General features: G+C 71.5%; 20 protein-coding genes. 6 read left to right on the top strand and 14 right to left on the bottom strand.

Going from position 1 to position 21193, the window contains the following annotated elements:
• Positions 1 to 137 precede the first annotated feature (137 nt).
• On the top strand, positions 138 to 998 hold the full coding sequence (folP, locus tag ACZ4UU_RS25060) for a dihydropteroate synthase (RefSeq protein WP_471905613.1): 861 nt from the start codon (positions 138 to 140) through the stop codon (positions 996 to 998).
• A gap of 195 nt (positions 999 to 1193) precedes the next feature.
• Here the strand turns inward: folP and ACZ4UU_RS25055 are convergent, their stop codons facing one another.
• Complete coding sequence (locus ACZ4UU_RS25055) at positions 1194 to 1952, bottom strand: LOG family protein (protein ID WP_471905612.1); 759 nt, start codon at positions 1950 to 1952, stop codon at positions 1194 to 1196.
• 110 nt (positions 1953 to 2062) lie between these two features.
• A complete protein-coding gene (dapE, locus tag ACZ4UU_RS25050; RefSeq protein WP_471905611.1) occupies positions 2063 to 3142 on the bottom strand; it encodes a succinyl-diaminopimelate desuccinylase in 1080 nt (359 codons plus the stop codon).
• Positions 3143 to 3238: 96 nt separating this feature from the next.
• Here dapE and ACZ4UU_RS25045 point away from each other — a divergent pair, with 96 nt between their 5' ends.
• A complete protein-coding gene (locus ACZ4UU_RS25045; RefSeq protein WP_471905610.1) occupies positions 3239 to 4210 on the top strand; it encodes a VldE C-terminal domain-containing protein in 972 nt (323 codons plus the stop codon).
• A gap of 372 nt (positions 4211 to 4582) precedes the next feature.
• Positions 4583 to 5059: an ATP-binding protein gene (locus tag ACZ4UU_RS25040; protein WP_471905609.1), complete on the top strand. Its 477-nt coding sequence runs from the start codon at positions 4583 to 4585 to the stop codon at positions 5057 to 5059.
• 220 nt (positions 5060 to 5279) lie between these two features.
• Here the strand turns inward: ACZ4UU_RS25040 and ACZ4UU_RS25035 are convergent, their stop codons facing one another.
• Positions 5280 to 6374, bottom strand: coding sequence for a bifunctional succinyldiaminopimelate transaminase/glutamate-prephenate aminotransferase (locus ACZ4UU_RS25035; RefSeq protein WP_471905608.1), 1095 nt, complete (start codon positions 6372 to 6374; stop codon positions 5280 to 5282).
• A 120-nt stretch (positions 6375 to 6494) separates the two neighbouring features.
• Entirely contained in the window at positions 6495 to 6815 is a 321-nt protein-coding gene (gene fdxA, locus ACZ4UU_RS25030; RefSeq protein WP_030929316.1) for a ferredoxin, read from the bottom strand.
• 140 nt (positions 6816 to 6955) lie between these two features.
• Between fdxA and ACZ4UU_RS25025 the strand changes: the two genes are divergently transcribed.
• Complete coding sequence (locus ACZ4UU_RS25025; protein WP_471905607.1) at positions 6956 to 7948, top strand: GNAT family N-acetyltransferase; 993 nt, start codon at positions 6956 to 6958, stop codon at positions 7946 to 7948.
• Positions 7949 to 8010: 62 nt separating this feature from the next.
• The gene (locus tag ACZ4UU_RS25020) at positions 8011 to 8862 is read left to right on the top strand and encodes a transglutaminase family protein (RefSeq protein ID WP_383457742.1); all 852 of its coding nucleotides are present in this window, start codon (positions 8011 to 8013) and stop codon (positions 8860 to 8862) included.
• A 107-nt stretch (positions 8863 to 8969) separates the two neighbouring features.
• Here ACZ4UU_RS25020 and ACZ4UU_RS25015 read toward each other — a convergent pair whose 3' ends face one another.
• The 8 genes from ACZ4UU_RS25015 to ACZ4UU_RS24980 form a co-directional block, all read right to left on the bottom strand.
• The gene (locus ACZ4UU_RS25015; RefSeq protein ID WP_471905606.1) at positions 8970 to 9584 is read right to left on the bottom strand and encodes a response regulator; all 615 of its coding nucleotides are present in this window, start codon (positions 9582 to 9584) and stop codon (positions 8970 to 8972) included.
• Positions 9581 to 10753: a sensor histidine kinase gene (locus ACZ4UU_RS25010; RefSeq protein WP_471905605.1), complete on the bottom strand. Its 1173-nt coding sequence runs from the start codon at positions 10751 to 10753 to the stop codon at positions 9581 to 9583. Before ACZ4UU_RS25010 ends, ACZ4UU_RS25015 begins: the two co-directional genes overlap by 4 nt.
• Entirely contained in the window at positions 10750 to 11490 is a 741-nt protein-coding gene (locus ACZ4UU_RS25005) for an ABC transporter permease (RefSeq protein ID WP_471905604.1), read from the bottom strand. The genes ACZ4UU_RS25010 and ACZ4UU_RS25005 overlap by 4 nt, the downstream gene beginning before the upstream one ends.
• Positions 11487 to 12395, bottom strand: coding sequence for an ABC transporter ATP-binding protein (locus ACZ4UU_RS25000; protein WP_471905603.1), 909 nt, complete (start codon positions 12393 to 12395; stop codon positions 11487 to 11489). The genes ACZ4UU_RS25005 and ACZ4UU_RS25000 overlap by 4 nt, the downstream gene beginning before the upstream one ends.
• A gap of 131 nt (positions 12396 to 12526) precedes the next feature.
• A complete protein-coding gene (locus ACZ4UU_RS24995; protein WP_471905602.1) occupies positions 12527 to 15058 on the bottom strand; it encodes a hypothetical protein in 2532 nt (843 codons plus the stop codon).
• Positions 15059 to 15217: 159 nt separating this feature from the next.
• Positions 15218 to 15625 (bottom strand): DUF6113 family protein, encoded by a 408-nt coding sequence (locus tag ACZ4UU_RS24990; RefSeq protein WP_471905601.1) that lies wholly within the window; start codon positions 15623 to 15625, stop codon positions 15218 to 15220.
• A complete protein-coding gene (mshB, locus tag ACZ4UU_RS24985) occupies positions 15622 to 16506 on the bottom strand; it encodes an N-acetyl-1-D-myo-inositol-2-amino-2-deoxy-alpha-D-glucopyranoside deacetylase (RefSeq protein ID WP_471905600.1) in 885 nt (294 codons plus the stop codon). Before mshB ends, ACZ4UU_RS24990 begins: the two co-directional genes overlap by 4 nt.
• Before the next feature lie 46 nt (positions 16507 to 16552).
• Positions 16553 to 16747, bottom strand: coding sequence for a hypothetical protein (locus ACZ4UU_RS24980; RefSeq protein WP_030048865.1), 195 nt, complete (start codon positions 16745 to 16747; stop codon positions 16553 to 16555).
• Positions 16748 to 16923: 176 nt separating this feature from the next.
• On the opposite strand from ACZ4UU_RS24980, the gene ACZ4UU_RS24975 reads away from it, so the two are divergent.
• Entirely contained in the window at positions 16924 to 19038 is a 2115-nt protein-coding gene (locus ACZ4UU_RS24975; RefSeq protein ID WP_471905599.1) for a S9 family peptidase, read from the top strand.
• A gap of 128 nt (positions 19039 to 19166) precedes the next feature.
• On the opposite strand, the gene ACZ4UU_RS24970 is transcribed toward ACZ4UU_RS24975, so the two are convergent.
• Both ACZ4UU_RS24970 and ACZ4UU_RS24965 read right to left on the bottom strand, forming a co-directional pair.
• Positions 19167 to 20210 (bottom strand): ABC transporter ATP-binding protein, encoded by a 1044-nt coding sequence (locus ACZ4UU_RS24970; protein ID WP_471905598.1) that lies wholly within the window; start codon positions 20208 to 20210, stop codon positions 19167 to 19169.
• Positions 20203 to 21189: an ABC transporter ATP-binding protein gene (locus ACZ4UU_RS24965; RefSeq protein WP_471905597.1), complete on the bottom strand. Its 987-nt coding sequence runs from the start codon at positions 21187 to 21189 to the stop codon at positions 20203 to 20205. The genes ACZ4UU_RS24970 and ACZ4UU_RS24965 overlap by 8 nt, the downstream gene beginning before the upstream one ends.
• Between the last annotated feature and the right edge of the window lie 4 nt (positions 21190 to 21193).

Here is a 21193-nt window from a genome sequence, read left to right as displayed (position 1 = left end):
CCACGGTCGGTGCAGTCGGTGAATACGAGCGGTCGGATCTGTCAGTGTCCGATCGTGCCATGCGACTCTGACAGTTAGGGTCGCAGGCGGCCGAAAGGCCGGGACATGCCAGGACACACAGGGAGAGGTCACAGGGGATGCTCAGGCTGGGCAGGCGTGAGTTCGACACGCACGAGCCGGTGATCATGGCGATCGTGAACCGGACCCCGGACTCCTTCTACGACCAAGGTGCGACGTTCCGGGACGAGCCGGCCCTCGCGCGCGTGGAGCAGGCCGTGGCGGAGGGCGCCGCGATCATCGACATCGGCGGGGTGAAGGCCGGTCCGGGGGAAGAGGTGACCGCCGAGGAGGAGGCACGGCGGACGGTCGGGTTCGTGGCGGAGGTGCGGCGGCGCTTCCCGGATGTCGTGATCAGCGTGGACACCTGGCGGGCCGAGGTGGGGGCGGCCGTGTGCGAGGCGGGGGCGGATCTGCTGAACGACGCGTGGGGTGGGGTGGATCCCGGGCTCGCGGAGGTTGCCGCGCGGTACGGGGTGGGGCTGGTGTGTACGCATGCCGGGGGTGCGCAGCCTCGGACTCGGCCGCATCGGGTGGCGTACGACGACGTCATGGCCGACATCCTTCGGGTGACCGTGGGTCTGGCGGAGCGGGCGCTGGGACTGGGAGTGCCTCGGGAGTCGATCCTGATCGATCCCGGGCATGACTTCGGGAAGAACACGCGGCACAGTCTTGAGGCGACTCGGCGGCTCGGGGAGATGGTGTCCACGGGGTGGCCGGTGTTGGTGTCGCTGTCCAACAAGGACTTTGTCGGGGAGACGTTGGACAAGCCCGTGAAGGAGCGGGTCGTGGGCACGTTGGCGACGACCGCGGTGTCGGCGTGGCTGGGTGCCCAGGTGTACCGGGTCCACGAGGTGGCGGAGACCCGTCAGGTGCTGGACATGGTGGCGTCGATCGCGGGGCATCGGGCTCCGGCGGTGGCCCGGCGGGGGCTGGCGTAGGCGTTTCCTCGCCCCCGCCGCCCCTACCCGTCCCATCCTTGCAGGGGCTCCGCCCCGTCGACCCCGCTCCTCGAACGCCGGAGAGGCTGAGAACCCTGGGGCGCGGGGAACTGCGCGACCAGCCCCCACCGGGCGGTGGCCGCGCAGCCGCCGTCAGCCGTCATGACGCGGACGAACCCCGGCTCAAGCCCCGCGCTAGCGTCCCGCCTCCTTGGAGACCAGGGCCACCGCCTCCTCCACGTCGTCCGTGACGTGGAACAGGAGCAGGTCCTTCTCCGAGGCCTTGCCCTGGGCGATCAGCGTGTTCTTCAGCCAGTCGACCAGGCCGCCCCAGTACTCGCTGCCGAAGAGGACGATCGGGAAGCGGGTGACCTTCTGGGTCTGGACGAGGGTGAGGGCCTCGAAGAGTTCGTCGAGGGTGCCGAGGCCGCCGGGGAGGACCACGAAGCCCTGGGCGTACTTGACGAACATCATCTTGCGGACGAAGAAGTACCGGAAGTTCAGGCCGATGTCGACGTACGGGTTGAGGCCCTGCTCGAACGGCAGCTCGATGCCGAGGCCGACCGAGATGCCGCCCGCCTCGCAGGCGCCCTTGTTCGCGGCCTCCATGGCGCCGGGGCCACCGCCGGTGATCACCGCGAAGCCGGCCTCGACCAGGCCTCGGCCGAGGCGGACTCCGGCGTCGTACTCGGGAGAGTCGGCCGGTGTGCGGGCGGAGCCGAAGACGCTGATCGCCGCCGGGAGTTCGGCGAGGGTGCCGAAGCCCTCGATGAACTCCGACTGGATGCGCAGGACCCGCCAGGGGTCGGTGTGGACCCAGTCGGAGGGCCCGCCCGCGTCCAGCAGCCGCTGGTCGGTCGTGCTCGCCGTCACCTGGTCCCGCCTTCGGAGAACCGGTCCCAGACGCTGCTCCGACGGTGGCTGCTTCTTCCCCTCGGGGTTGCCGGTAGCCATGTGCGCTCCCTCCGCTGCGGGGCCTGCGAGTGTTGCAGGTCGTTCCACCTCAGCGTAGATCCACGTGGGTTACGGACGGGGGACGTGAGCATGACTGACCTGAAGCGCCGCTACGCCGTGAGCCAGGCCCTCAGCCGCTCCTCCCCCGCGAGGATCTTCGCCGTCTCGACGCGTTCGTCCCGCTTGTGCGCCAAGTGCGGGTTGCCGGGGCCGTAGTTGACCGCCGGGATGCCCAGGGAGGAGAAGCGCGAGACGTCCGTCCAGCCGTACTTGGGGCGCGCGGTGCCCCCGACGGCCGCCATGAACGCCGCGGCCGCCGGGTGGGACAGGCCCGGCAGCGCCCCGCCGCTGTGGTCGTCCACCACGAACTCCTCGACGCCGCAGTCGGCGAAGACCTCGCGGACGTGCGCGACGGCCTCCTCCTCGGTGCGGTCCGGCGCGTAGCGGAAGTTGACGGTCACCACGCACTCGTCGGGGATGACGTTGCCGGCCACCCCGCCCTTGATGCCGACCGCGTTCAGGCCCTCGCGGTACTCCAGGCCGTCGATCACCGGGTAGCGGGGTTCGTAGGAGGCCAGGCGGGCCAGGATCGGGGACGCCGCGTGGATCGCGTTCGAGCCCATCCAGCCGCGCGCGGAGTGTGCGCGCTCGCCCTTGGTCTTGAGGAGCACCCGGAGCGTGCCCTGGCAGCCGCCCTCGACCTCGCCGTCCGACGGCTCCAGGAGGACCGCGAAGTCGCCCTCCAGCCACTCGGGGCGGGCCTCGGAGATGTGCTTGAGGCCGTTGAGGTCCGCGGTCACCTCTTCGTTGTCGTAGAAGACGAAGGTCAGGTCGCGGTTGGGGGCGGGGACCGTCGCGGCGATACGGAGCTGGACCGCGACGCCCGACTTCATGTCGCAGGTGCCGCAGCCCCACAGCACGCCGTCCTCGTCCAGCCTCGACGGGACGTTGTCCGCGATCGGCACCGTGTCGATGTGCCCGGCGAGGATCACGCGCTCCGGCCGGCCGAGGTCGGTGCGCGCGACGACGTTGTTGCCGTACCGGTCGACCGTCAGATGCGGCAGGGCGCGCAGGGCGGTCTCGACGGCGTCCGCGAGGGGCTGCTCGGTGCCGCTGACGGAGGGGAAGTCGACGAGCTGCGCGGTGAGCTTCGCGGCGTCCAGCGTGAGGTCAAGGGAGGTGTCGGCCATGGATCCGACCCTAACCCGCCCGGCCGTCACCTCACTTTTCCCACCGATTTTCAACTATGCAGATACCCCTCAGTAACCTCAGCTACCTTGTAGGGCGTGCCAGAGCCGTCACCCTCTCCGAAACGCCGTGGCCGCCTGCTCCGTCGCGGGGCGGCCTTCGTGATCCTGCTCGCCGTCGCGGGCTATCTCGCGGTGCAGTACGTCACCGGCGGCACGGGCACACCCGGCTGCGAGGTCGTATCGGGCAAGGCCGACGGGGCGCGGTACGAGTTCACGCCGGAGCAGGCGGTGAACGCGGCGACCATCGCCGCCGTCGGCACCGGCCGCGGACTGCCCGAGCGGGCCGTGACGATCGCGCTCGCCACCGCGCTCCAGGAGTCGGGACTGCGCAACATCGGCCATGGCGACCGTGACTCGCTGGGCCTGTTCCAGCAGCGGCCCTCGCAGGGCTGGGGCACCGAGAAGGAGATCCTGGACCCGATCTACTCGGCGGGCATCTTCTACGAGCACCTGGTCAAGGTCCGCGGCTACACGAAGCTGCCGCTCACGGTCGCCGCGCAGCGCGTCCAGCGCAGCGGCTTCCCGGAGGCGTACGCCAAGCACGAGCCGGACGCGACGCTGCTGGCCGCGGCCCTCACCGGGCGTTCGGCGGCCACGCTGACCTGCGAGGGGCGTCCGGGTGCCACGCGGACCTCGGGTCCGGACGCCGTACGGGCCGCGCTCGTACGGGACTTCGGGCAGGACGCGCTCCAGTCGGCCGGGGCCGAGGTGGGCGACCGGAAGGCCACGCCCTCGCCCACTCCCACCGTGATCCAGCGCGACGGGCAGACCGTCCTGCTGCCGGTGACCGGCGACTCCGGTTCCGGCGCCGGGCGCGGTGTCAGCGAGCGCGGCTGGCAGTTGGCCCACTGGGCCGTGGCCAACGCCTCCGATCTGCATATCAAGCGGGTCGCGTACGCCGGGCGGGAGTGGACGGCCGGGAACACCGACAGCCAGTGGCGGGCGGCGTCGGGTTCCTCGGGGGCGGAGAGCGGGCTGGGCTCGGTCCGGATCGTGACGACCCACTAGGACCTGCAGGTCGTACGCGCGGGCCGTACGTACAGGAGTTCGGCGGCTCACTCGTGAGGATCACCCGAGGTGTCGGCCGGCGATGGGGTGGGCAGGTTTCCGCGCGGTCACCCCGGTATCGGCAAAAGCCCTTGGGAATCAAGGGCTGTAAGGATTCGGCGGGCTTTCCGACGAGGATCTTTTTGCCCGTATTTATCCGCAGGCGATAATGCGACGCATTGCCAACTCTTTACGTTGCGGCGCCGCAACCTTCACGGGCTTCGAGCGGTAGTCACTGCGTCCGAGCCCGGAGATCAACAGCCAGTCGGTCAACTGCCGGGTGCGGTCGGACACTTCATCGTTCTCATCCGACATACCCGTCGAAGGAGCATCATGTCCCTCCCCCTGACCCGCCGGATCGCCCGTGCCGCGCTGATCGTCGCTGCGGGAGCGGCTGCCGGGGTCGGTGCGGCCGGCTCCGCCAGCGCGGCCCCCGAACTGCCCGACGCCACCAAGGTCGGCGGGCTGACCGCCCTGGACGGCGCGAGCGTCGTCGACGGCGCGGCCACCAACGCCACCGGGATCGCGGGTGGCGCCGTCGACACCGCGGTCGACGGTGCGCTGCCGACCGCCACGAAGGCCGGCGACAAGGTGACCAAGACCGGCGGCAAGGCCGCGAAGAAGGCCGTGCCGACCGCGACGAAGGCCGGCAGCAAGGTGGCGAAGAAGGCGACGCCCGCGGCGCAGCAGACCGCCGGTGGTGTGGCCGGGTCGGTCGGGTCCGTCCTCGGTGAGGCGGCCGGTACGGCCACGCAGGGCGGCGTGCCGGCGACCGGTTCGCTGCCGGTGCAGGGCCTGCCCCTCAGCTGACGGTCGGCTGACGCCTGGTCTGAGCCGGCGGGGCCCAGGGAGTTCCCTGGGCCCCGTCGGCTTTTGTGTGCCCTACGTCGGTCGGGCCAGGGTATGGATCGCGCGGCGCCCTGCACTGCAGGCTGTGCCCACCCGTTCCGCCCTGCGGAACGACTGCCCACAGCGGGCACGGCAGCGGGCGCGGGAGCGGCAGCCGCAGTCGGCGGGGAGTGCCCTGGCGCTACGTCAGGCGTTGTACCGCTGCCCGTACCCGTTCGTCCGTCGCTGTGAAGGCCACGCGTACGTGCTGGGCGCCCGCCTCGCCGTAGAAGTCGCCCGGGGCCACCAGGATGCCGAGGTCGGCCAGGTCGGAGACGGTGGTCCAGCAGGACTCGCCCTTGGTGGCCCAGAGGTAGAGGCTGGCCTCGCTGTGTTCGATGCGGAAGCCGTGGCCTTCCAGGGCTCCCCGGAGGGCGTCGCGGCGGGCGGCGTAGCGGTCGCGCTGGACGCGGACGTGTTCGTCGTCGCCCAGGGCCGCGACGACGGCCGCCTGGGTCGGCGCGGACGTCATCATGCCGCCGTGCTTGCGGATCTGGAGGAGGGGGCCGAGGACGTCCGGGTCGCCGGCCAGGAACGCGGCGCGGTAGCCCGCCAGGTTCGAGCGCTTCGACAGCGAATGCACCGCGACGATGCCCTCGTACGAGCCGCCGTTCACGTCGGGGTGCAGGACCGAGATCGGGTCGGCGTCCCAGCCCAGCTCCAGGTAGCACTCGTCGGAGAAGATCAGGACGCCGTGCGAGCGGGCCCACGCCACGATGCGGGTGAGCTCCGGCTTGGAGAGGACCTTGCCCGTGGGGTTCGACGGCGAGTTCAGCCAGAGCAGCTTCAGGCCTCGCGGGTCGAGCTCCGTCGGGTCGTCGTAGACCTCGTGGTCCGCGCGGGCCAGCCGGGCGCCCACCTCGTACGTCGGGTACGCCAGCCGCGGGTAGGCCACCCGGTCGCCGGGGCCGAGGCCCAGCTGAGTGGGGAGCCAGGCGACGAGTTCCTTGGAGCCGACGATGGGGAGCACGTGGCGGTGGGTCACCTCGCGGGCACCCAGGCGGCGCTCCACCCAGCCCGTGATCGCGTCCCGCAGCGCCGGGGTGCCCCAGACCGTCGGATAGCCCGGGGAGTCCGCCGCGTCGATCAGAGCCTTCTGGATCAGCTCGGGGACCGGGTCGACCGGCGTGCCGACGGAGAGGTCGACGATGCCGTCCGGGTGCGCGGCGGCCGTCTTCTTGTACGGCTCCAGCTTGTCCCAGGGGAAGGTCGGAAGGCGGTCGGAGACTGCGGACACGGAATCTCGCTCACTTTCTGGTACTGCCGGATACGGCAACGCCTCGGTCCCGTACGGCGATCAAGGGCGATCAGGCCGTACGAGACCGAGGCGGCACGCTGTGCGGGTCGCCGGTGGGGACTACTCGGCCTGCGGCGGCAGCGCGGCGATGAAGGGGTGGTCGCGCTCGATCAGGCCCAGCTTGCTGGCGCCGCCGGGGGAGCCGAGCTCGTCGAAGAACTCGACGTTCGCCTTGTAGTAGTCCTTCCACTCCTCCGGAGTGTCGTCCTCGTAGAAGATCGCCTCGACCGGGCAGACCGGCTCACAGGCACCGCAGTCGACGCATTCGTCCGGGTGGATGTACAAGGACCGCTGGCCCTCGTAGATGCAGTCGACCGGGCACTCCTCGATGCACGCCTTGTCCTTGACGTCGACACAAGGCTGCGCGATGACGTAGGTCACGCTGTCGTTCCTCCTCGATAGGGCGCTGGCGGGCCTCCACAGGCTCCGCCGCCTGGCGCGCGGGAGCGCGGCGTCGTCGATGCCCGCCCCTAGTATCTCCGTTCTTGGGCATGATCCGAACAGGAGGGGTGAACCGACCTGTGGAAATCTCTGCGACAGGGCGCCTTGAGGTCCGTATCACCGCTGCTGACGTGGGTAAACGCGTCTCCGTACGCCGCCTGAACGATCCTGCGGCCGGGGGTGAGAAATTCACCGACACGGTGGGTGTTCTCGCATCATGGAACGAAGGTGTGCTGCTGATCACACGGAAGAGTGGCGAGACCGTCCGTATCGCGGAATCGTCGCTGGTGGCGGGGAAGGTCGTGCCGAGCGCGCCGGCCCGCCGCCGGGGGCCGTCCGCCTCGTACGAGGAACTCGCGCACGTCTCCACGCGTGCGTGGCGGCCGGTGGAGAGCGAGATGCTCGGCGCGTGGGAGCTGCGGGCCGCGTCCGGGTTCACCCGGCGGGCCAACTCGGTGCTGCCGCTCGGCGACCCCGGGATGCCGCTGCCGGACGCGCTCGATGTCGTACGGCGCTGGTACGGCGACCGGGGGCTCCCGGCGTACGTCCAGACCGCGACGGGGGCCGAGGGCACCCAGGAGCTGCTGTGCGCGGAGCTGGAGCGGCTGGGGTGGGTGCGGGAGGTCTCCGCCGAGATGTGGGTCGGGGCGCTGGCGCCGGTCGCGGACCTGGGTGAGGGTGCCGGGGTGGTGCTGTCCCGGGAGGCGGACGAGGATTGGCTCGCGCGGTATCAGCGCAAGGGGGTGAGCGAGGTGGCCCTGAAGGTGCTGGGCAGCGGGCCGTCGGTGTGGTTCGCGACGGTTCCCGGCGCGGGCGGCGGTGCGCCCGCCGCCATCGGACGGTGTGTCGTGGACGGGCGGTGGGCCGGGTTCGCCGCCGTTGAGGTCGATCCTGCGCTGCGTCGGCAGGGGCTGGCGACCCGGGTGATGACCGCGCTGGCGCGGCGGGCGCTGGACGAGGGGGCGTCGGCGGCGTGGTTGCAGGTCGAGGCGGAGAACGTGGGGGCGCGGGAGATGTACGCCGGGATGGGGTTCGGCGCGCATCACTCGTATCACCACTACCGATCAGCTTGATCAGCCGCATTCGATCAGTGTGAGCAGCGGTACCGATCGTCGTGAAAGGGCACTAGCCGGCTATGCGTCCCCCCTACCCCCCGCCGCCCGAACGCTCCGCCGAACTGCGTCGGCGATTCGCCGAAGAGGCGCGGTCCGAGCGGCCCGATCTGTCCCTGCTGTGTCTGCTGGTGGGGGCCGAGGCGGACGGGGAGCTGGACGAGGCGGGGATGGACGCGGTGCAGGTGGAGCTGGACTCGCTGGCGGGGCAGCTGCCGTTCCGGCCCGGTGGGCCTCGGGCGTGGGCCGTCGCCCTGCGGGAGCTGCTCGGGGAGCGGTACGGGTTCCGGGGGGCCGCCGCGGACTATCAGCGGCTGGAGTCGTCGTTGTTGCATCAGGTGCTGGTGCGTCGGCGTGGGCTGCCGATCCTGTTGTCGGTGCTGTGGATGGAGGTGGCGCGGCGGGCGGGGGCGCCGGTGTACGGGGTCGCTCTGCCGGGGCACTTCGTCGTCGGGTTCGGGCCGGCCGAGGAGCAGGTGCTGGCCGATCCGTTCGACGGGGGGCGGGTGCTGACCGGGGGCGATGCGGAGTTGCTGGTGGCGGGGGCCACGGGGGCGGCGCTGGAGCCGTCGATGTTGGCGCCGGCCGATCCGTTGGACGTGGTGCTGCGGATTCTGAACAACGTCCGGGCGTGGGCCGCGGCTCGGCCCGAGCGGACGGATGTGGCGCTGTGGGCCGTGGAGTTGTCGTTGGCGTTGCCTTCGCATCCGGCTCGGTTGCGGGTTGAGCGGGCGCGGTTGCTTGTTCAGCGGGGTGACTTCGTCGATGGGGCCGTGGGGTTGGAGGAGTACGCGGAGTTGATCAGGGGGGTGGATGAGGGGGCGGCCGAGCGGGTGCGGGGGGAGGCTCGGGCTGCTCGGGCGATGTTGAACTGAAGGTCCGCCCAGGCGCCGTGGGGGGTTCGGTGATTGCGCGAGTGCGGGTGCGTCGTGGTTGATCGCGCAGTTCCCCGCGCCCCTGGGTTGGCTGCCCTGCCCGGCGGTCAGAGCCACCCTTTCTCTCTGGCGATCCGCACCGCCTCCGCTCTGTTTCGTACCGCCAGTTTCTGGATTGCTGTCGATAGGTAGTTGCGGACCGTGCCCTGGGAGAGGTGCAGGGTCGCTGCCAGTTCGGCGTTCGTGGAGCCGTCCTCCGCTGCTCTGAGGATCTCTCGCTCGCGCTCCGTCAGGGGGTTGGCGCCCTCGGCGAGGGCCGCTGCCGCCAGGGTGGGGTCGATGACCCGCTCCCCCGCCAGGACCTTCCGTACCGCTTCGGCGAGTTGGGCCGCGGGGGCGTCCTTGACCAGGAAGGCGTCGGCGCCGGATTCCATGGCGCTGCGGAGGTAGCCGGGGCGGCCGAAGGTGGTGAGGACGACCAGCTTCACGGCGGGGAGTTCCCGGTGCAGCAGGGCCGCGGCCTCAATGCCCGTCGCGCCCGGCATCTCGATGTCCAGGAGCGCCACGTCGATGTCGTGCTCGCGGGCGGCGGCCAGGACCTCGTCGCCGCGGGCGACCTGGGCGACGACCTCGATGTCGTCCTCCAGGCCGAGCAGGGCGGCCAGGGCCTCGCGGACCATCGACTGGTCCTCGGCGAGCAGGACCTTGATCGTGGGGCTCATGGCGCGGATTCTACGGCTGTCGTGCCGACGGTGACCGGGACGCGGGCGGTCAGACGGAAGCCGTGCCTGGTGCCGTCGGCGTCCAGGGTGCCGCCGGCCGTCTCCAGGCGTTCCGTCAGGCCCGTCAGACCGTTGCCGGGGCCGCTGCCCTGGTCGCCGGAGCCGTTGTCCTCGACGGAGAGTTCCAGGACGGGGCCGTCGAGGGTCTGGCGGCGCAGGAGTTCGACCGTGCAGCGTCCGGCGCCGCTGTGGCGCACGACGTTGGTGATCGCCTCGCGCAGGGCCCAGGCGAGGGCCGTCTCGCTGTCCTCGGCGACGCCGGTGAGGTCCGGTTCGGCGGCGGGCAGGGCGGCGACGACTCCGGCGGCGGTCAACGCGACCTTGGCGCCCGCCAGTTCGGCGGCGAGGCGCGGGCGACGGTACCCGGTGACCGCCTCGCGGACGTCCACCAGGGCCTGGCGGCTTACCTGTTCGATGTCGGCGACCTGGCGGGCCGCCTTGTCGGGGTGGTCGGGCAGCATCCGGCCCGCGAGTTCGCTCTTCAGCGTGATCAGGGAGAGGGAGTGGCCGAGCAGGTCGTGCAGGTCCCGGGCCAGGCGCAGCCTCTCCTCGTTCGCGGCGAGTTGGGCGACCGTGGCGCGGGCCTCGCGCAGCGCGATCGTCGTGCGGACGAGTTCGCGTACGCCCGTCATGGCGAAGCCGCCCAGCAGGGCCGGGACCAGCAGACTGGCCAGGAACGCCTTGCCGCCCGGTGTCGCGAGGGCGATCAGGGTCATCAGGGCACACGCGCCCGGGATCGTCCAGCGGGCCATGCGCAGGGGCAGGGCCGCGCCGGACGCGATGGAGACGTACACGAAGAGGACCAGCCACTCCCGGCCCAGGGTCAGGGCGAGGACCGTGGACTGGGCCGCGAGGACGCCGAGCGAGGCGAGGACGACGCTGTTGCGTTCGCCGCGGCCGGTGCGGAAGAGCAGCAGCATGTACCAGGTGACGAAGGCGCCGAGGCCGATCCAGCCGAGGATCCGCACGCCCGTGCTGTGGCCGCCGTGCAGCAGGTCGCTCGCCGGGGCGCTCAGGTAGACCAGCCAGATGCCGGTCCACAGGAGCTTGACCAACCGCTGCCTGGTGTTCTCCGGGCGCTGCCCGATGCCGACGCCTGTGCCGCTCACGCCTTCAGTGTGTCCTTCCGGTACAGCCAGGCCGCGCCGCCCGTGAACAGGGCGAAGGAGACGGCGAGGACGACGAGGTCCTTCGCGTGCGGGGCCTGGCTCTGCTCGATGGCCTGCCCGAGGGCAGCGTACGCGTGCGTCGGGACCCAGGCGGCGATGTCCTGGAGCCACCGCGGGAAGGTCGTCGTGGGCATCCACAGGCCGCCGAGCAGGGAGAGGCCGAAGTAGACGATCATCGTGATCGGGCGCACCGCGTCCCCCGTCGCGGAGTATCCGATCGCCACCCCGAGCGCGGCGAACACCAGGCTCCCGGCCCAGATCGCGCCGGTGAGCGCGAGCCACTGCCAGGCGTCGAGCCGTACGTCCTTCACCACGGCGGCGACCACGAAGATGACGACGATGGACGGGAGGCTGACCACGGCGGCGCTGGCGGTCTTGGCGAACACGTACCCGCGGCCGGGCAGGGTCGTCAGCCGCAGCTGCCGTACCCAGCCGCTCTCGCGCTCCTTGGCTATGCGTTCGCTGTTTCCCATCAGGACGGCCGTCAGGGCGCCGAAGGAGGCCATCGAGACCATCATGTAGGTCGGCAGCGTCAGGCCGGTGCCGTCGATCTTCGTCGTGCTGTCGGCGCTGCCCGCGATCAGCAGGAACAGGATCGACGGGTAGAGCACCGAGAAGAACAGGAACTTGCGGTTGCGCAGGGCGCGGGTGAGCTCCAGCCGGATCAGGCCCTTCATGAGGTACGCGCCTCCTCGGCGGTGGTGATGGCGACGAAGGCCTGCTCCAGGCCGAGCCCGGCGACCTCGATGTTGCGGGGGTGGAGGCCGAGGCCGTAGAGGGAGTGGACGGTCGCGTCGGCGTCGGCGGACTGGAGCCGGACCGTACGCCCGGACACGTCGATCGTGGTGAGGAAGGGCAGGGCGCGCAGTGCGGCCTCGTCGATCGGGCCGTCGGGCAGGTCGAAGGAGATCCTGCGGGCGCCCGCCTTCGCCTTGATCTCGGCGGCCGTGCCGTCGGCCAGCAGCCGGCCGCGGTGCAGGACGAGTACCCGGTCGGCGATGGCGTCGGCCTCCTCCAGGTAGTGCGTGGCGAACAGGACCGTACGGCCCTGGTCGGCCTGTTCGCGCATGGTGGCCCAGAAGGCCTGCCGGGTGGTGACGTCCATGCCGGTCGTCGGCTCGTCCAGGACGATCAGGTCGCTGTCGCCGGCGGTGGCGAGGGCGAAGCGGACGCGCTGGGCCTGGCCGCCGGAGAGCTTGTCGACCCTGCGGTCGGCGAGTTGCGTGACGCCGGCCCGGGCGAGCACCTCGGAGACGGGGTACGGCCGCGGATGCAGGTCGCAGGCCAGCCGCACCAGCTCGGCCACCGTGACCTCGTCCATCAGTCCGCCGCTCTGGAGCATGGCCCCCACCCGCCCGGCGACGATCGCCTCGCGCGGTTCGGTGCCGAACAGGCCGATCGTGCCGCTGTCGGGGCGCTTGAGGCCGAGCAGCAGGTCGAGGGTGGTCGACTTGCCCGCCCCGTTCGGGCCCAGCAGGGCCACGGTCTCCCCCGGGTGCATCGCGAGCGTCAGGCCGTCGACGGCACGCACATCCCCGTAGCTCTTGGTCACCTGGTCGAATCCGACCACTGTCGTTGTCATGTGGTCCAGGGTGGCCGCGCGGGCCCCCCGACCGGCAGTGTCGGCGGTCCCGACTGCCGGATGACAGATGTCATACGACGGCCAGGGGGCACCCGGCGAGTGCCGGGTGCCCCCTGGTCCGAGTGGTTCCGCTAGCTCGGGTTGGTGTCGATGGTGACGGTGCGCTCCGCCGCCGTCTTGGCGCGCAGGGCCTTGCGCAGGGCGGAGGCGACGTCCTGCGGCAGGACGTCGCGCTTGCCGCTGGCGCCGTTGATCTGCACGCCGTCGAAGGTGGCGCCGTACGCCTCCTTGAGCGCCTTGAGGTCGTACGTGTCCACGAGCTTGCCGTCCACGGCCTTGACGCCGAGGATCTTCGGCAGGGACAGGGAGCCGAACGGGATGCTGTGTGCGGCGTCCGTCTGGATCGTGACCTTGTTGGCCATCGCCGGCTCGGCGAACTCCTTCATGAACCGGTCGACTTCGGCGTTCGTGATCGTCGGCTGCTTCGTCGTCGTCGGCACGGTCACCGGGTCGCTCGCACCGGTCTCGACCTGGACGCGGTAGGCCTCCTCGACCGCGTCGGTGGACTTGGCGACGTCGATGCCCTTGCCCGCCTTGCCGTAGACGGCGACGGCCTTGCCGGTGTCGAACTTGACGGTGCCCTCGGTCACCGAGCCGGAGCCGCCGGAGGCGTCCTCCAGGGCGGCGTGCAGCTTCTCCTCGTCGGTGGGCATGACCGGGTCGACGACCCGGTGGTTGCCGAAGAGGGAGCCGATGACCGAGACCGGGTTGTAGTCGCTGGTCGCGGCGGCGCTGACCGTCTGCTGCATGTCGAACTGCAGCCCGGCCTTGTCCGGCTCCAGCGTCACCGTCTTGCCGTCCACGGACAGCTTCAGCGGCTTGTTCACGCGCTCGTCGAAGGCGTCGTTCAGTTTCTTGACCGCGTCGTCGCGGGTGCCGCCGCCGATGTCGACGCCGAGGACCGTGGTGCCCTTCGGCACGTCGGAGTGGGCCATCAGCAGACCCGCGCCGTACACACCGCCCGCGAGGACGATCACTCCGCCGCCGACCAGCGCCAGCTTGCTGCGGCCCTTCTTCTTGGGCGCGCGGGAGGACTGGGTGTCCGACGAGCCGGTCTCGGGCAGCTTCGGGGGCGTGTGCGGCCCGGAGGGCTCGGTACCGCCCGGCCCGAAGGGTCCGCTCTGGGCACCCGCGGGCACGACGGGGATGCCGCTGGTGACGGTGTGACCGGAGACGTTGTCGGCCACGCCGCCGTAGTGCGGGGTGCCGGGCTCGGGGGCCGGCTTCTGCGGGGTGAGGATCGCGGTGTCGTCGCTGAGCCCACCGCCCGGGCCGTGGCCCGGGCCGCCGGGGCCCGCGGAGATGCCGGGGCCGGCCGGGGCACCGGGGCCGGAGGGTCCGGGAGGGGCACCGGGGCCCGCGGGACCACTCAGGCCGCCGCCGGGGCCGCCAGGACCACCGGGGCCGCCAGGACGGCTCGGGCCTGCGGAGATCCCGGAAGCGCCCGGGCCGGCCGGGCCACCCGGGCCTGCGGACATGCCGGAGCCGACCGGACCGCGCGGACCGCCCGGACGCCCGGGCGCACCCGAACCACGCGGGCCACCGGGGCCACCCGGGGCTCCGGGTCCGCGCTGTCCGCCGCCCGCGACCGGCGGCACCGCCGGGCCGTCGCCGGTGACCGGGCCGGTCGTCGGGCCCGTGGGGCCGTGCGGGCCGCCCTGGCCGCCGCGGCCGTTCGGGCCGTTGAAGTCGCTCGGGCCGCCGAAGTCGTCCAGGCCGCGCGGGGCGCCGAAGTCGTCGAAGTCGTTCGGGGCGTTGAAATCGGCGGAGGGGTCGAAGCCGCCGGGGCCGCCCTGGGTGCCGTAGCCGTTCTGGCCGCCTTGGCCGTTCGGGCCGTGCTGGCTGCCGCCGCCGTTGTCCGAGAAGTACGGCAGGTCGTCGCGGCGCGTCTCGTCGCCGGGGCGGGCGCCGTTTCCGTTGCCATTGCCGCGCGGGCCTGCCGCCAGTGCCTCGGTCACGTCGAAGGAACCGGTGCCGCCGCCGTGCCCGGGAGCCACGGGTCCGCCGGTCGCGCCGGGGAGACCCGCGCCGTTGGTGGCGCCGGGGCGGGAGCCGCCCGGGACGTTCATCGAGCCGACGACTCCACCGGGCCGACCGGCGCCGGGCCCCGGACGCGCGCCACCGGCGCCCGTGCCGGCGCCACCGCCCGAACCGCCGGGCAGACCGGCCCCGTTGGAGGGCGGGCCTCCCTGACCGCCCTTGGGCGCGCCGGACTTGCGCGGCGCGAACCAGTCGCTCGTCTTCTCCCCCGCCTGCGCCGTGGGTTCGGCCGGGGGTTCCACGGTGCCCGTGGACATGGAGGTGGCGGCGGACGGCGTCGGCGTCTCGGCGGGGGCGCCGGAGCCGGAGCCCTGCCCGTCGGCGTCGGCGACGGGCTGGCGTACGACCACCGGCGGAATGGGCCGCGATCCGGGGATGTTGATCCGGATCCGCGTCGTCAGCGTGGTCTCGGTCTTGCGTTCCTCCGGCTGCGTGCCCGAACGGCCCGCGTCCGCACCGCTGTCGGAAGCCATGGGGGTCCCGTACGGCGGCGTGCCCGAGGGGTATGCGGCTCCGCCGTGCCCGTTGGGCCCGGAGGACGGAGTGTCAGTTTCACGACTCAAGGCAGGTTCTCCCGGTTGGCTCCGCCGCCGTTTCGACCCCAATGCTCCGGGCGGCTCGGCGGCGCGCACCACCATACTGGCCACTTCTGGCCCGTATCCCACGACCGCCTGGGAAACCCACACGGGACTCGCACGTGTGCGTTGTGGAGAAGTGGTACGTCACTTGCCAAGTCGGACGCCGTCGCCACCTGGTTGCCGCACCGGGGCGAGGGTGGCACAGATCACAGCCACGGCCATGCCGCCGAGCAGGAAGAGATAGGACGAGGCGCCTGTGCCGAAGACGAAGTCGCCTTCGGGGCGGCTGGCGGTGAGCAGGATGACGGTGATCATCCAGCCGCCGGCGGGGGCGACGGCCCCGGCCCGGCTGCCCGTCGCCCGGGCGGCGCCCAGGCACAGGCCCGCCTCGCCGGCGAGCGCGAGCAGCAGGCCGCCCGGGAACCACGCGGGCTGCACCAGGGCTCCGGCCAGTCCGACGACGGCGCCGAGCACGAAGAGTCCGAGGTGGGCGAGGACGCGCAGGGCAGAAGGACGCTTCAGCTTCAGCGGCTGGGCGAGCATCGAGCTCATGACGCCTCCCCGAGGGTCACTCCGGCGAACAGGTCGGTCTCCTTCTCGGCTCCCGGCGCCGCCGCTCTCTCTCCGCGCACCAACTCGTAGTACTCGGTGGCGAAGAGGGGTTGCGCGAGTTCGTTGGAGAGCGCGAAGTACGGCGTGGTCGGCTCGGCCACCTCGATCTGGGTGGCGTGCGCCCGCATCGCGGCGGCCTTGGCGGTGGCGTGCGCGGTGCCGTCGATCACGGTGGTGACCCGCTCGTCGGCGACGACGCCCGGGACGTCGGCGACAACGGCCGCCTTGCCGAACGGCAGCCCGGGCAGATCCGCCTGAAGCCGGGCGAAGGCATCGTCGGCCACCGTGCGCGGGACGCGGTTCCAGTAGATCTTGGGGATCCGCCAGCCGGCGTCGTCGGCCAGCTCGGCCGCACGCATCGCGATGCGGTGGGCCTGGATGTGGTCCGGGTGGCCGTAGCCGCCGTCCGGGTCATAGGTGACGAGGACCTGGGGACGTACCTCCAGGATCACCTCGACGAGCTCCCTGGCCGCCTCGTCGACGTCCGCCTGCCACAGACAGGCCGGGTCGTCGTTGTCGGCGATGCCCATCATCCCGGAGTCCTCGTAGCGGCCCTTGCCGCCGAGGAGACGGAAGTCCTCGACGCCGAGCTCGCGCATCGCGGCCGTGAGCTCACCCAGGCGGTGTTCGCCGAGCGCGGTGCCGGTCAAGTGCTGGAGCTCGGGGGGAATGACCTCGCCGTGCTCACCGAGGGTGCAGGTGACCAGGGTCACCCGGGCACCCTCGGCCGCGTACCTGGCCATGGTGGCGCCGTTATTGATCGACTCGTCGTCCGGATGCGCGTGCACCAGGAGCAGACGCCGGTCGGGCAGTTCCGTCATGGGCACCACCCTACGAGGCGCCACTGACAGCGCCGCGCCGAGCGGCTCAGAACTTGATGCCGCCGATCATGCCCGCGATGTTCGTCGTCAGCTCACTGATCGTGGGAGCGATGGTCGAGGACGCGAGATAGAAGCCGAGCAGCATGCACACGACCGCATGGCCCGCCTTCAGTCCTGATTTCTTGATCAGCAGGAAGACGATGATCGCCAGCAGCACCACCGCCGAAATCGAGAGTGCCACGGCGGTTCACCTCCAAGAATCCCAGGGGCGGGGGGTCGGACTATGGGGGCAGATAAATCCATGCAGCAGCCAGCAGGTTCATACCCACTATGCGCTTGTGATCATAACTATCCGTCCGTGCGCATCGATCGGCGCACAGCCGCACAAGGGGGCGCACTGGCCAATATGGTCGGGGCATGACGACCGAGCCTGTCTCCTTCCCCCGCCGGCACGCCCGCACCCAGAGGTTCACGCTCGGCGCGCCGCGCGCGTTCGCGGTGGCGCCCGACGGTTCCCGCGTCGTGTTCCTGCGCTCCAGCTCCGGTACTGATCCGGCGAGTTCGCTGTGGGTGCTCGACACGGCGGACGGCCGGGAGCGCGTGGCGGCCGATCCGCGCGCCCTGCTGGGCGGTGCCTCCGAGGACCTCTCGGCCGAGGAGCGGGCGCGGCGCGAGCGCAGCCGTGAGGGCGGCGCCGGCATCGTCGCCCAGGCCACCGACGCGGCCGTCGAGTTGGCGTCTTTTGCCTTGTCAGGGCGGCTTTTCACGGCCGAACTGCGGGCCGGTACGGCACGTGAACTCCCGGTACCCGGGCCGGTGATCGACCCGCGCCCCTCCCCCGACGGACGGCACATCGCGTACGTCGCGCAGGGCGCGCTGAGGGTCGTCGGCGCCGAGGGCGAGGGCGACCGTGCGCTCGCCGAGCCGGAGTCGGACGGGGTGACGTACGGACTGGCCGAGTTCATCGCCGCCGAGGAGATGGGGCGCTCGCGGGGCTTCTGGTGGGGTCCGGAGTCGGACTCGTTGCTGGTGGCGCGCGCGGACGACACGCCGGTGCGCCGGTGGTGGATCGCCGATCCGGCGCGTCCGGAGCGCGAGCCGCAGCAGGTGGCGTACCCGGCGGCCGGGACGGCGAACGCGGAGGTACGGCTGTTCGTGATCGGTCTTGACGGGGTGCGCACGGAGGTCGCGTGGGACCGGGCGCGGTACCCGTATCTGGCGCGAGTGCACTGGTCAGCGGCGGGTGCGCCGCTGCTGCTCGTACAGGCGCGCGACCAGCGCAGCCAGCTGTTCCTCGCCGTGGACCCGGCGACCGGGGCGACGCGGATGGTGCACGCGGACGAAGATCCACAATGGCTGGATCTTTTCCCCGGGGTGCCCTGTTGGAGCCCCTCCGGGCACCTTGTACGCATCGCGGACGAGGGCGGGGCGCGGGTGCTCACGGTGGGCGAACGCCCGCTCACCGGACCGCAGTTGCATGTCCGGGCGGTCCTCGACGTCTCCGCCGACGACGTGCTGGTCTCGGCGTCGGCGGGCGAGGGTGCGGCGGAGCCCGAGATCGGTGAAGTGCATGTGTACCGGGTGAACGAGCTCGGCGTGGAGCGCGTGTCACAGGAGCCCGGTGTGCATTCGGCGGTGCGCGCCGGGGGCGTGACGGTGCTGGTGTCCCATACGCCGGATCGGCCCGGGGCCCAGGTCCGGGTGCTGCGCGACGGGAAGCCGACGGCGACGGTCCGGTCGCACGCCGAAGATCCCGGTTTGACCCCGCGCGTGACCCTCACCGAGGGGGGCGCACGGAGAATCCCGTGCGCCGTGCTTATGCCTCGGGACTACGCCGGGGACACTCCGCTCCCGGTTTTGCTGGATCCCTACGGGGGACCGCACGCCTCCCGGGTGGTCGCCGCGCACAACGCGTACCTGACCTCGCAGTGGTTCGCCGACCAGGGGTTCGCGGTGGTCGTGGCGGACGGGCGCGGGACTCCGGGGCGCTCGCCCGCGTGGGAGAAGGCCATCAAGGACGACATCGCGGCGATCGTGGTGCAGGACCAGGTCGACGCGCTCCACGCGCTTGCCGAGCGGTTCCCGCTCGATCTGACCCGCGTGGCCATCCGGGGCTGGTCCTTCGGCGGCTACCTGGCGGGGCTCGCCGCGCTGCGCCGCCCGGACGTCTTCCACGCGGCGGTGGTCGGCGCACCGGTCACCGATCTGCGGCTGTACGACACCCACTACCAGGAGCGGTACGTCGGACACCCCGACGAGCAGCCGGAGGTCTACCGGCGCAACTCACTGATCGACGACGCGGGACTGGTGGACCCGGCCGAACCGCACCGCCCGATGATGATCGTCCACGGCCTCGCGGACGACAACGTCGTCGTCGCCCACTCCCTTCGCCTGTCCTCGGCCCTGCTCGCCGCGGGCCGTCCGCACGAGGTGCTGCCGCTGTCCGGCGTCACGCACATGACCCCGCAGGAAGCGGTCGCCGAGAACCTGCTGCTGCTCCAACTGGACTTCCTGCAGCGGTCCCTGGCATAGCCACGCAAAGGCGCACGAACCGCGTTAACACGCAGGCAACTTCACCGAAGCGGTACCGATATACGGACGGTGAAGGCTGAACAGCGTACGGCCGTGCGGGTGCCGTAAACGGGCCGGGGTGCGCCATGTCACCCCGGCCCGTTGCTCTGCCCCGCCACCGCCGCGGCCACCTCCGCGAAATGGCAGGCCGAGTCGTGTGCCTCGGGGCCGCCCGGCTTCCGCAGTCGCGAGGGCACCGCGAGCGGCGGCACCTCCTGGGCGCAGCGATCCTCCGCCTTCCAGCAGCGGGTGCGGAAGCGGCAGCCGGAGGGGACGTTCGTCGGGGACGGGACGTCGCCCGCGAGGATGATGCGCTCGCGGCGGTCTCGGGCCTCGGGGTCGGGGACGGGGACCGCGGAGAGCAGGGCCTGCGTGTAGGGGTGCGTGGGGTGGTCGTAGATCTCGGCGTCTCTGCCGGTCTCCACGATCCGGCCGAGGTACATCACGGCGACGCGGTCGGAGATGTGCCGGACGATCGACAGGTCGTGGGCGATGAAGACGTAGGAGAGGTCGAACTCGTTCTGGAGGCGGTCCATCAGGTTGATGACCTGGGCCTGGACGGAGACGTCCAGGGCGGAGACGGGTTCGTCGGCGACGATGACCTCGGGGCGCAGGGCCAGCCCCCGTGCGATGCCGATGCGTTGGCGCTGGCCGCCGGAGAACTGGTGCGGGTAGCGGTTGATGTGCTCGGGGTTGAGGCCGACCACGTCCAGCAGTTCGCGCACCCTGCGGCGGCGGTCGCCCTTGGGTGCCACCTCCGGGTGGATGTCGTACGGCTCGCCGATGATGTCGCCCACCGTCATACGGGGGTTGAGGGAGGTGTACGGGTCCTGGAAGACCATCTGGATGTTGCGGCGTACGGCCTTCAGGGCGCGGCCGGAGAGTCTGGTGATGTCCTCGCCCTTGTACCTGATCGAACCGGCCGTCGGGCGTTCCAGGTTGACCAGCATCCTGGCGACCGTGGACTTGCCGCAGCCGGACTCGCCGACGATGCCGAGGGTTTCGCCGCGGTGCAGGGTGAAGTCGACGCCGTCGACGGCCTTGACGGCGCCGATCTGCTTCTTGAAGAGGATGCCCCGGGTGAGCGGGTAGTGCTTGACCAGGCCGCTCACCTCGAGAATCGCCTCAGCCATGCAGGCACTCCCTCCAGAAGTGGCAGGCACTGTGCCGGGTCGTGTCCGTGCCGGTGACCTCGTACAGCGGGGGTTCGTCGGTGCGGCACAGGTCCTGGGCCAGGGGGCAGCGGGGGTGGAAGGCGCAGCCCTGCGGGATGTTCATGAGGTTGGGGGGCAGGCCCTTGATGGCGTAGAGCTCCCTGCCCTTTTGGTCCAGGCGCGGGATCGACTCCAGCAGGCCCTTGGTGTACGGGTGGGCGGGTGCCTTGTAGATGTCGTGGACCGGCGCGGACTCGACGATGCGGCCCGCGTACATGACGGCGATCCGGTCGGCCACGTCGGCGACGACGCCGAGGTCGTGGGTGATGAGGATCAGCCCCATGCGGTACTCGCGCCGCAACTCGGCGAGCAGGTCCATGACCTGGGCCTGGACGGTGACGTCGAGGGCCGTGGTGGGCTCGTCGGCGATGATGAGGGCCGGTTCGAGGGCGAGGGCCATCGCGATCATGATGCGCTGGCGCATACCGCCGGAGAACTGGTGCGGGTACTGCTTGACGCGCTCCTTCGCGGCCGGGATCCGCACCCGGTCCATCAGCTCCACGGCCTTCGCCCGCGCGTCCTTCCGCGACATCCCCCGGTGCACGACGAACATCTCGCCGAGCTGGTCGCCGACGCTCAGCACGGGGTTCAGGGACGACAGGGCGTCCTGGAAGATCATCGCCATCTCGGCGCCCCGGACTTTGCGCCGCTCCCCTTCCCTGAGCTTCAACAGGTCCCGCCCCTGAAAGAGGATCTCGCCCCCGGTGATCCGCCCGGGCGGCATGTCGAGGATCCCCATCACCGCCTGTGCGGTGACCGACTTTCCGGAGCCGGACTCTCCGAGGACGGCGAGGGTTTCCCCCGCGTCGACGGCGTAGCTGACGCCGTTCACGGCCTTGGCGACCAGCCCGTCCCGGGTTTGGAACTCCACCTTCAGGTCACGTACTTCGAGCAACATGCCG

The organism is Streptomyces sp. NPDC028907 (assembly GCF_055564995.1).
This window is presented reverse-complemented; position numbering and strand designations above follow the sequence as displayed.

What these genes read in the sequence shown, in the direction of transcription:
- ACZ4UU_RS25005 (WP_471905604.1), bottom strand. Translation starts at nt 11,490, where the DNA reads ATGAAGGGCCTGATCCGGCTGGAGCTCACCCGCGCCCTGCGCAACCGC.
- mshB (WP_471905600.1), bottom strand. Translation starts at nt 16,506, where the DNA reads ATGACGGAACTGCCCGACCGGCGTCTGCTCCTGGTGCACGCGCATCCG.
- ACZ4UU_RS25055 (WP_471905612.1), bottom strand. Translation starts at nt 1,952, where the DNA reads ATGGCTACCGGCAACCCCGAGGGGAAGAAGCAGCCACCGTCGGAGCAG.
- folP (WP_471905613.1), top strand. Translation starts at nt 138, where the DNA reads ATGCTCAGGCTGGGCAGGCGTGAGTTCGACACGCACGAGCCGGTGATC.
- dapE (WP_471905611.1), bottom strand. Translation starts at nt 3,142, where the DNA reads ATGGCCGACACCTCCCTTGACCTCACGCTGGACGCCGCGAAGCTCACC.
- ACZ4UU_RS25000 (WP_471905603.1), bottom strand. Translation starts at nt 12,395, where the DNA reads ATGACAACGACAGTGGTCGGATTCGACCAGGTGACCAAGAGCTACGGG.
- ACZ4UU_RS25040 (WP_471905609.1), top strand. Translation starts at nt 4,583, where the DNA reads ATGTCCCTCCCCCTGACCCGCCGGATCGCCCGTGCCGCGCTGATCGTC.
- ACZ4UU_RS25015 (WP_471905606.1), bottom strand. Translation starts at nt 9,584, where the DNA reads ATGAGCCCCACGATCAAGGTCCTGCTCGCCGAGGACCAGTCGATGGTC.
- ACZ4UU_RS24970 (WP_471905598.1), bottom strand. Translation starts at nt 20,210, where the DNA reads ATGGCTGAGGCGATTCTCGAGGTGAGCGGCCTGGTCAAGCACTACCCG.
- ACZ4UU_RS24990 (WP_471905601.1), bottom strand. Translation starts at nt 15,625, where the DNA reads ATGAGCTCGATGCTCGCCCAGCCGCTGAAGCTGAAGCGTCCTTCTGCC.
- ACZ4UU_RS24965 (WP_471905597.1), bottom strand. Translation starts at nt 21,189, where the DNA reads ATGTTGCTCGAAGTACGTGACCTGAAGGTGGAGTTCCAAACCCGGGAC.
- ACZ4UU_RS25020 (WP_383457742.1), top strand. Translation starts at nt 8,011, where the DNA reads ATGCGTCCCCCCTACCCCCCGCCGCCCGAACGCTCCGCCGAACTGCGT.
- ACZ4UU_RS24975 (WP_471905599.1), top strand. Translation starts at nt 16,924, where the DNA reads ATGACGACCGAGCCTGTCTCCTTCCCCCGCCGGCACGCCCGCACCCAG.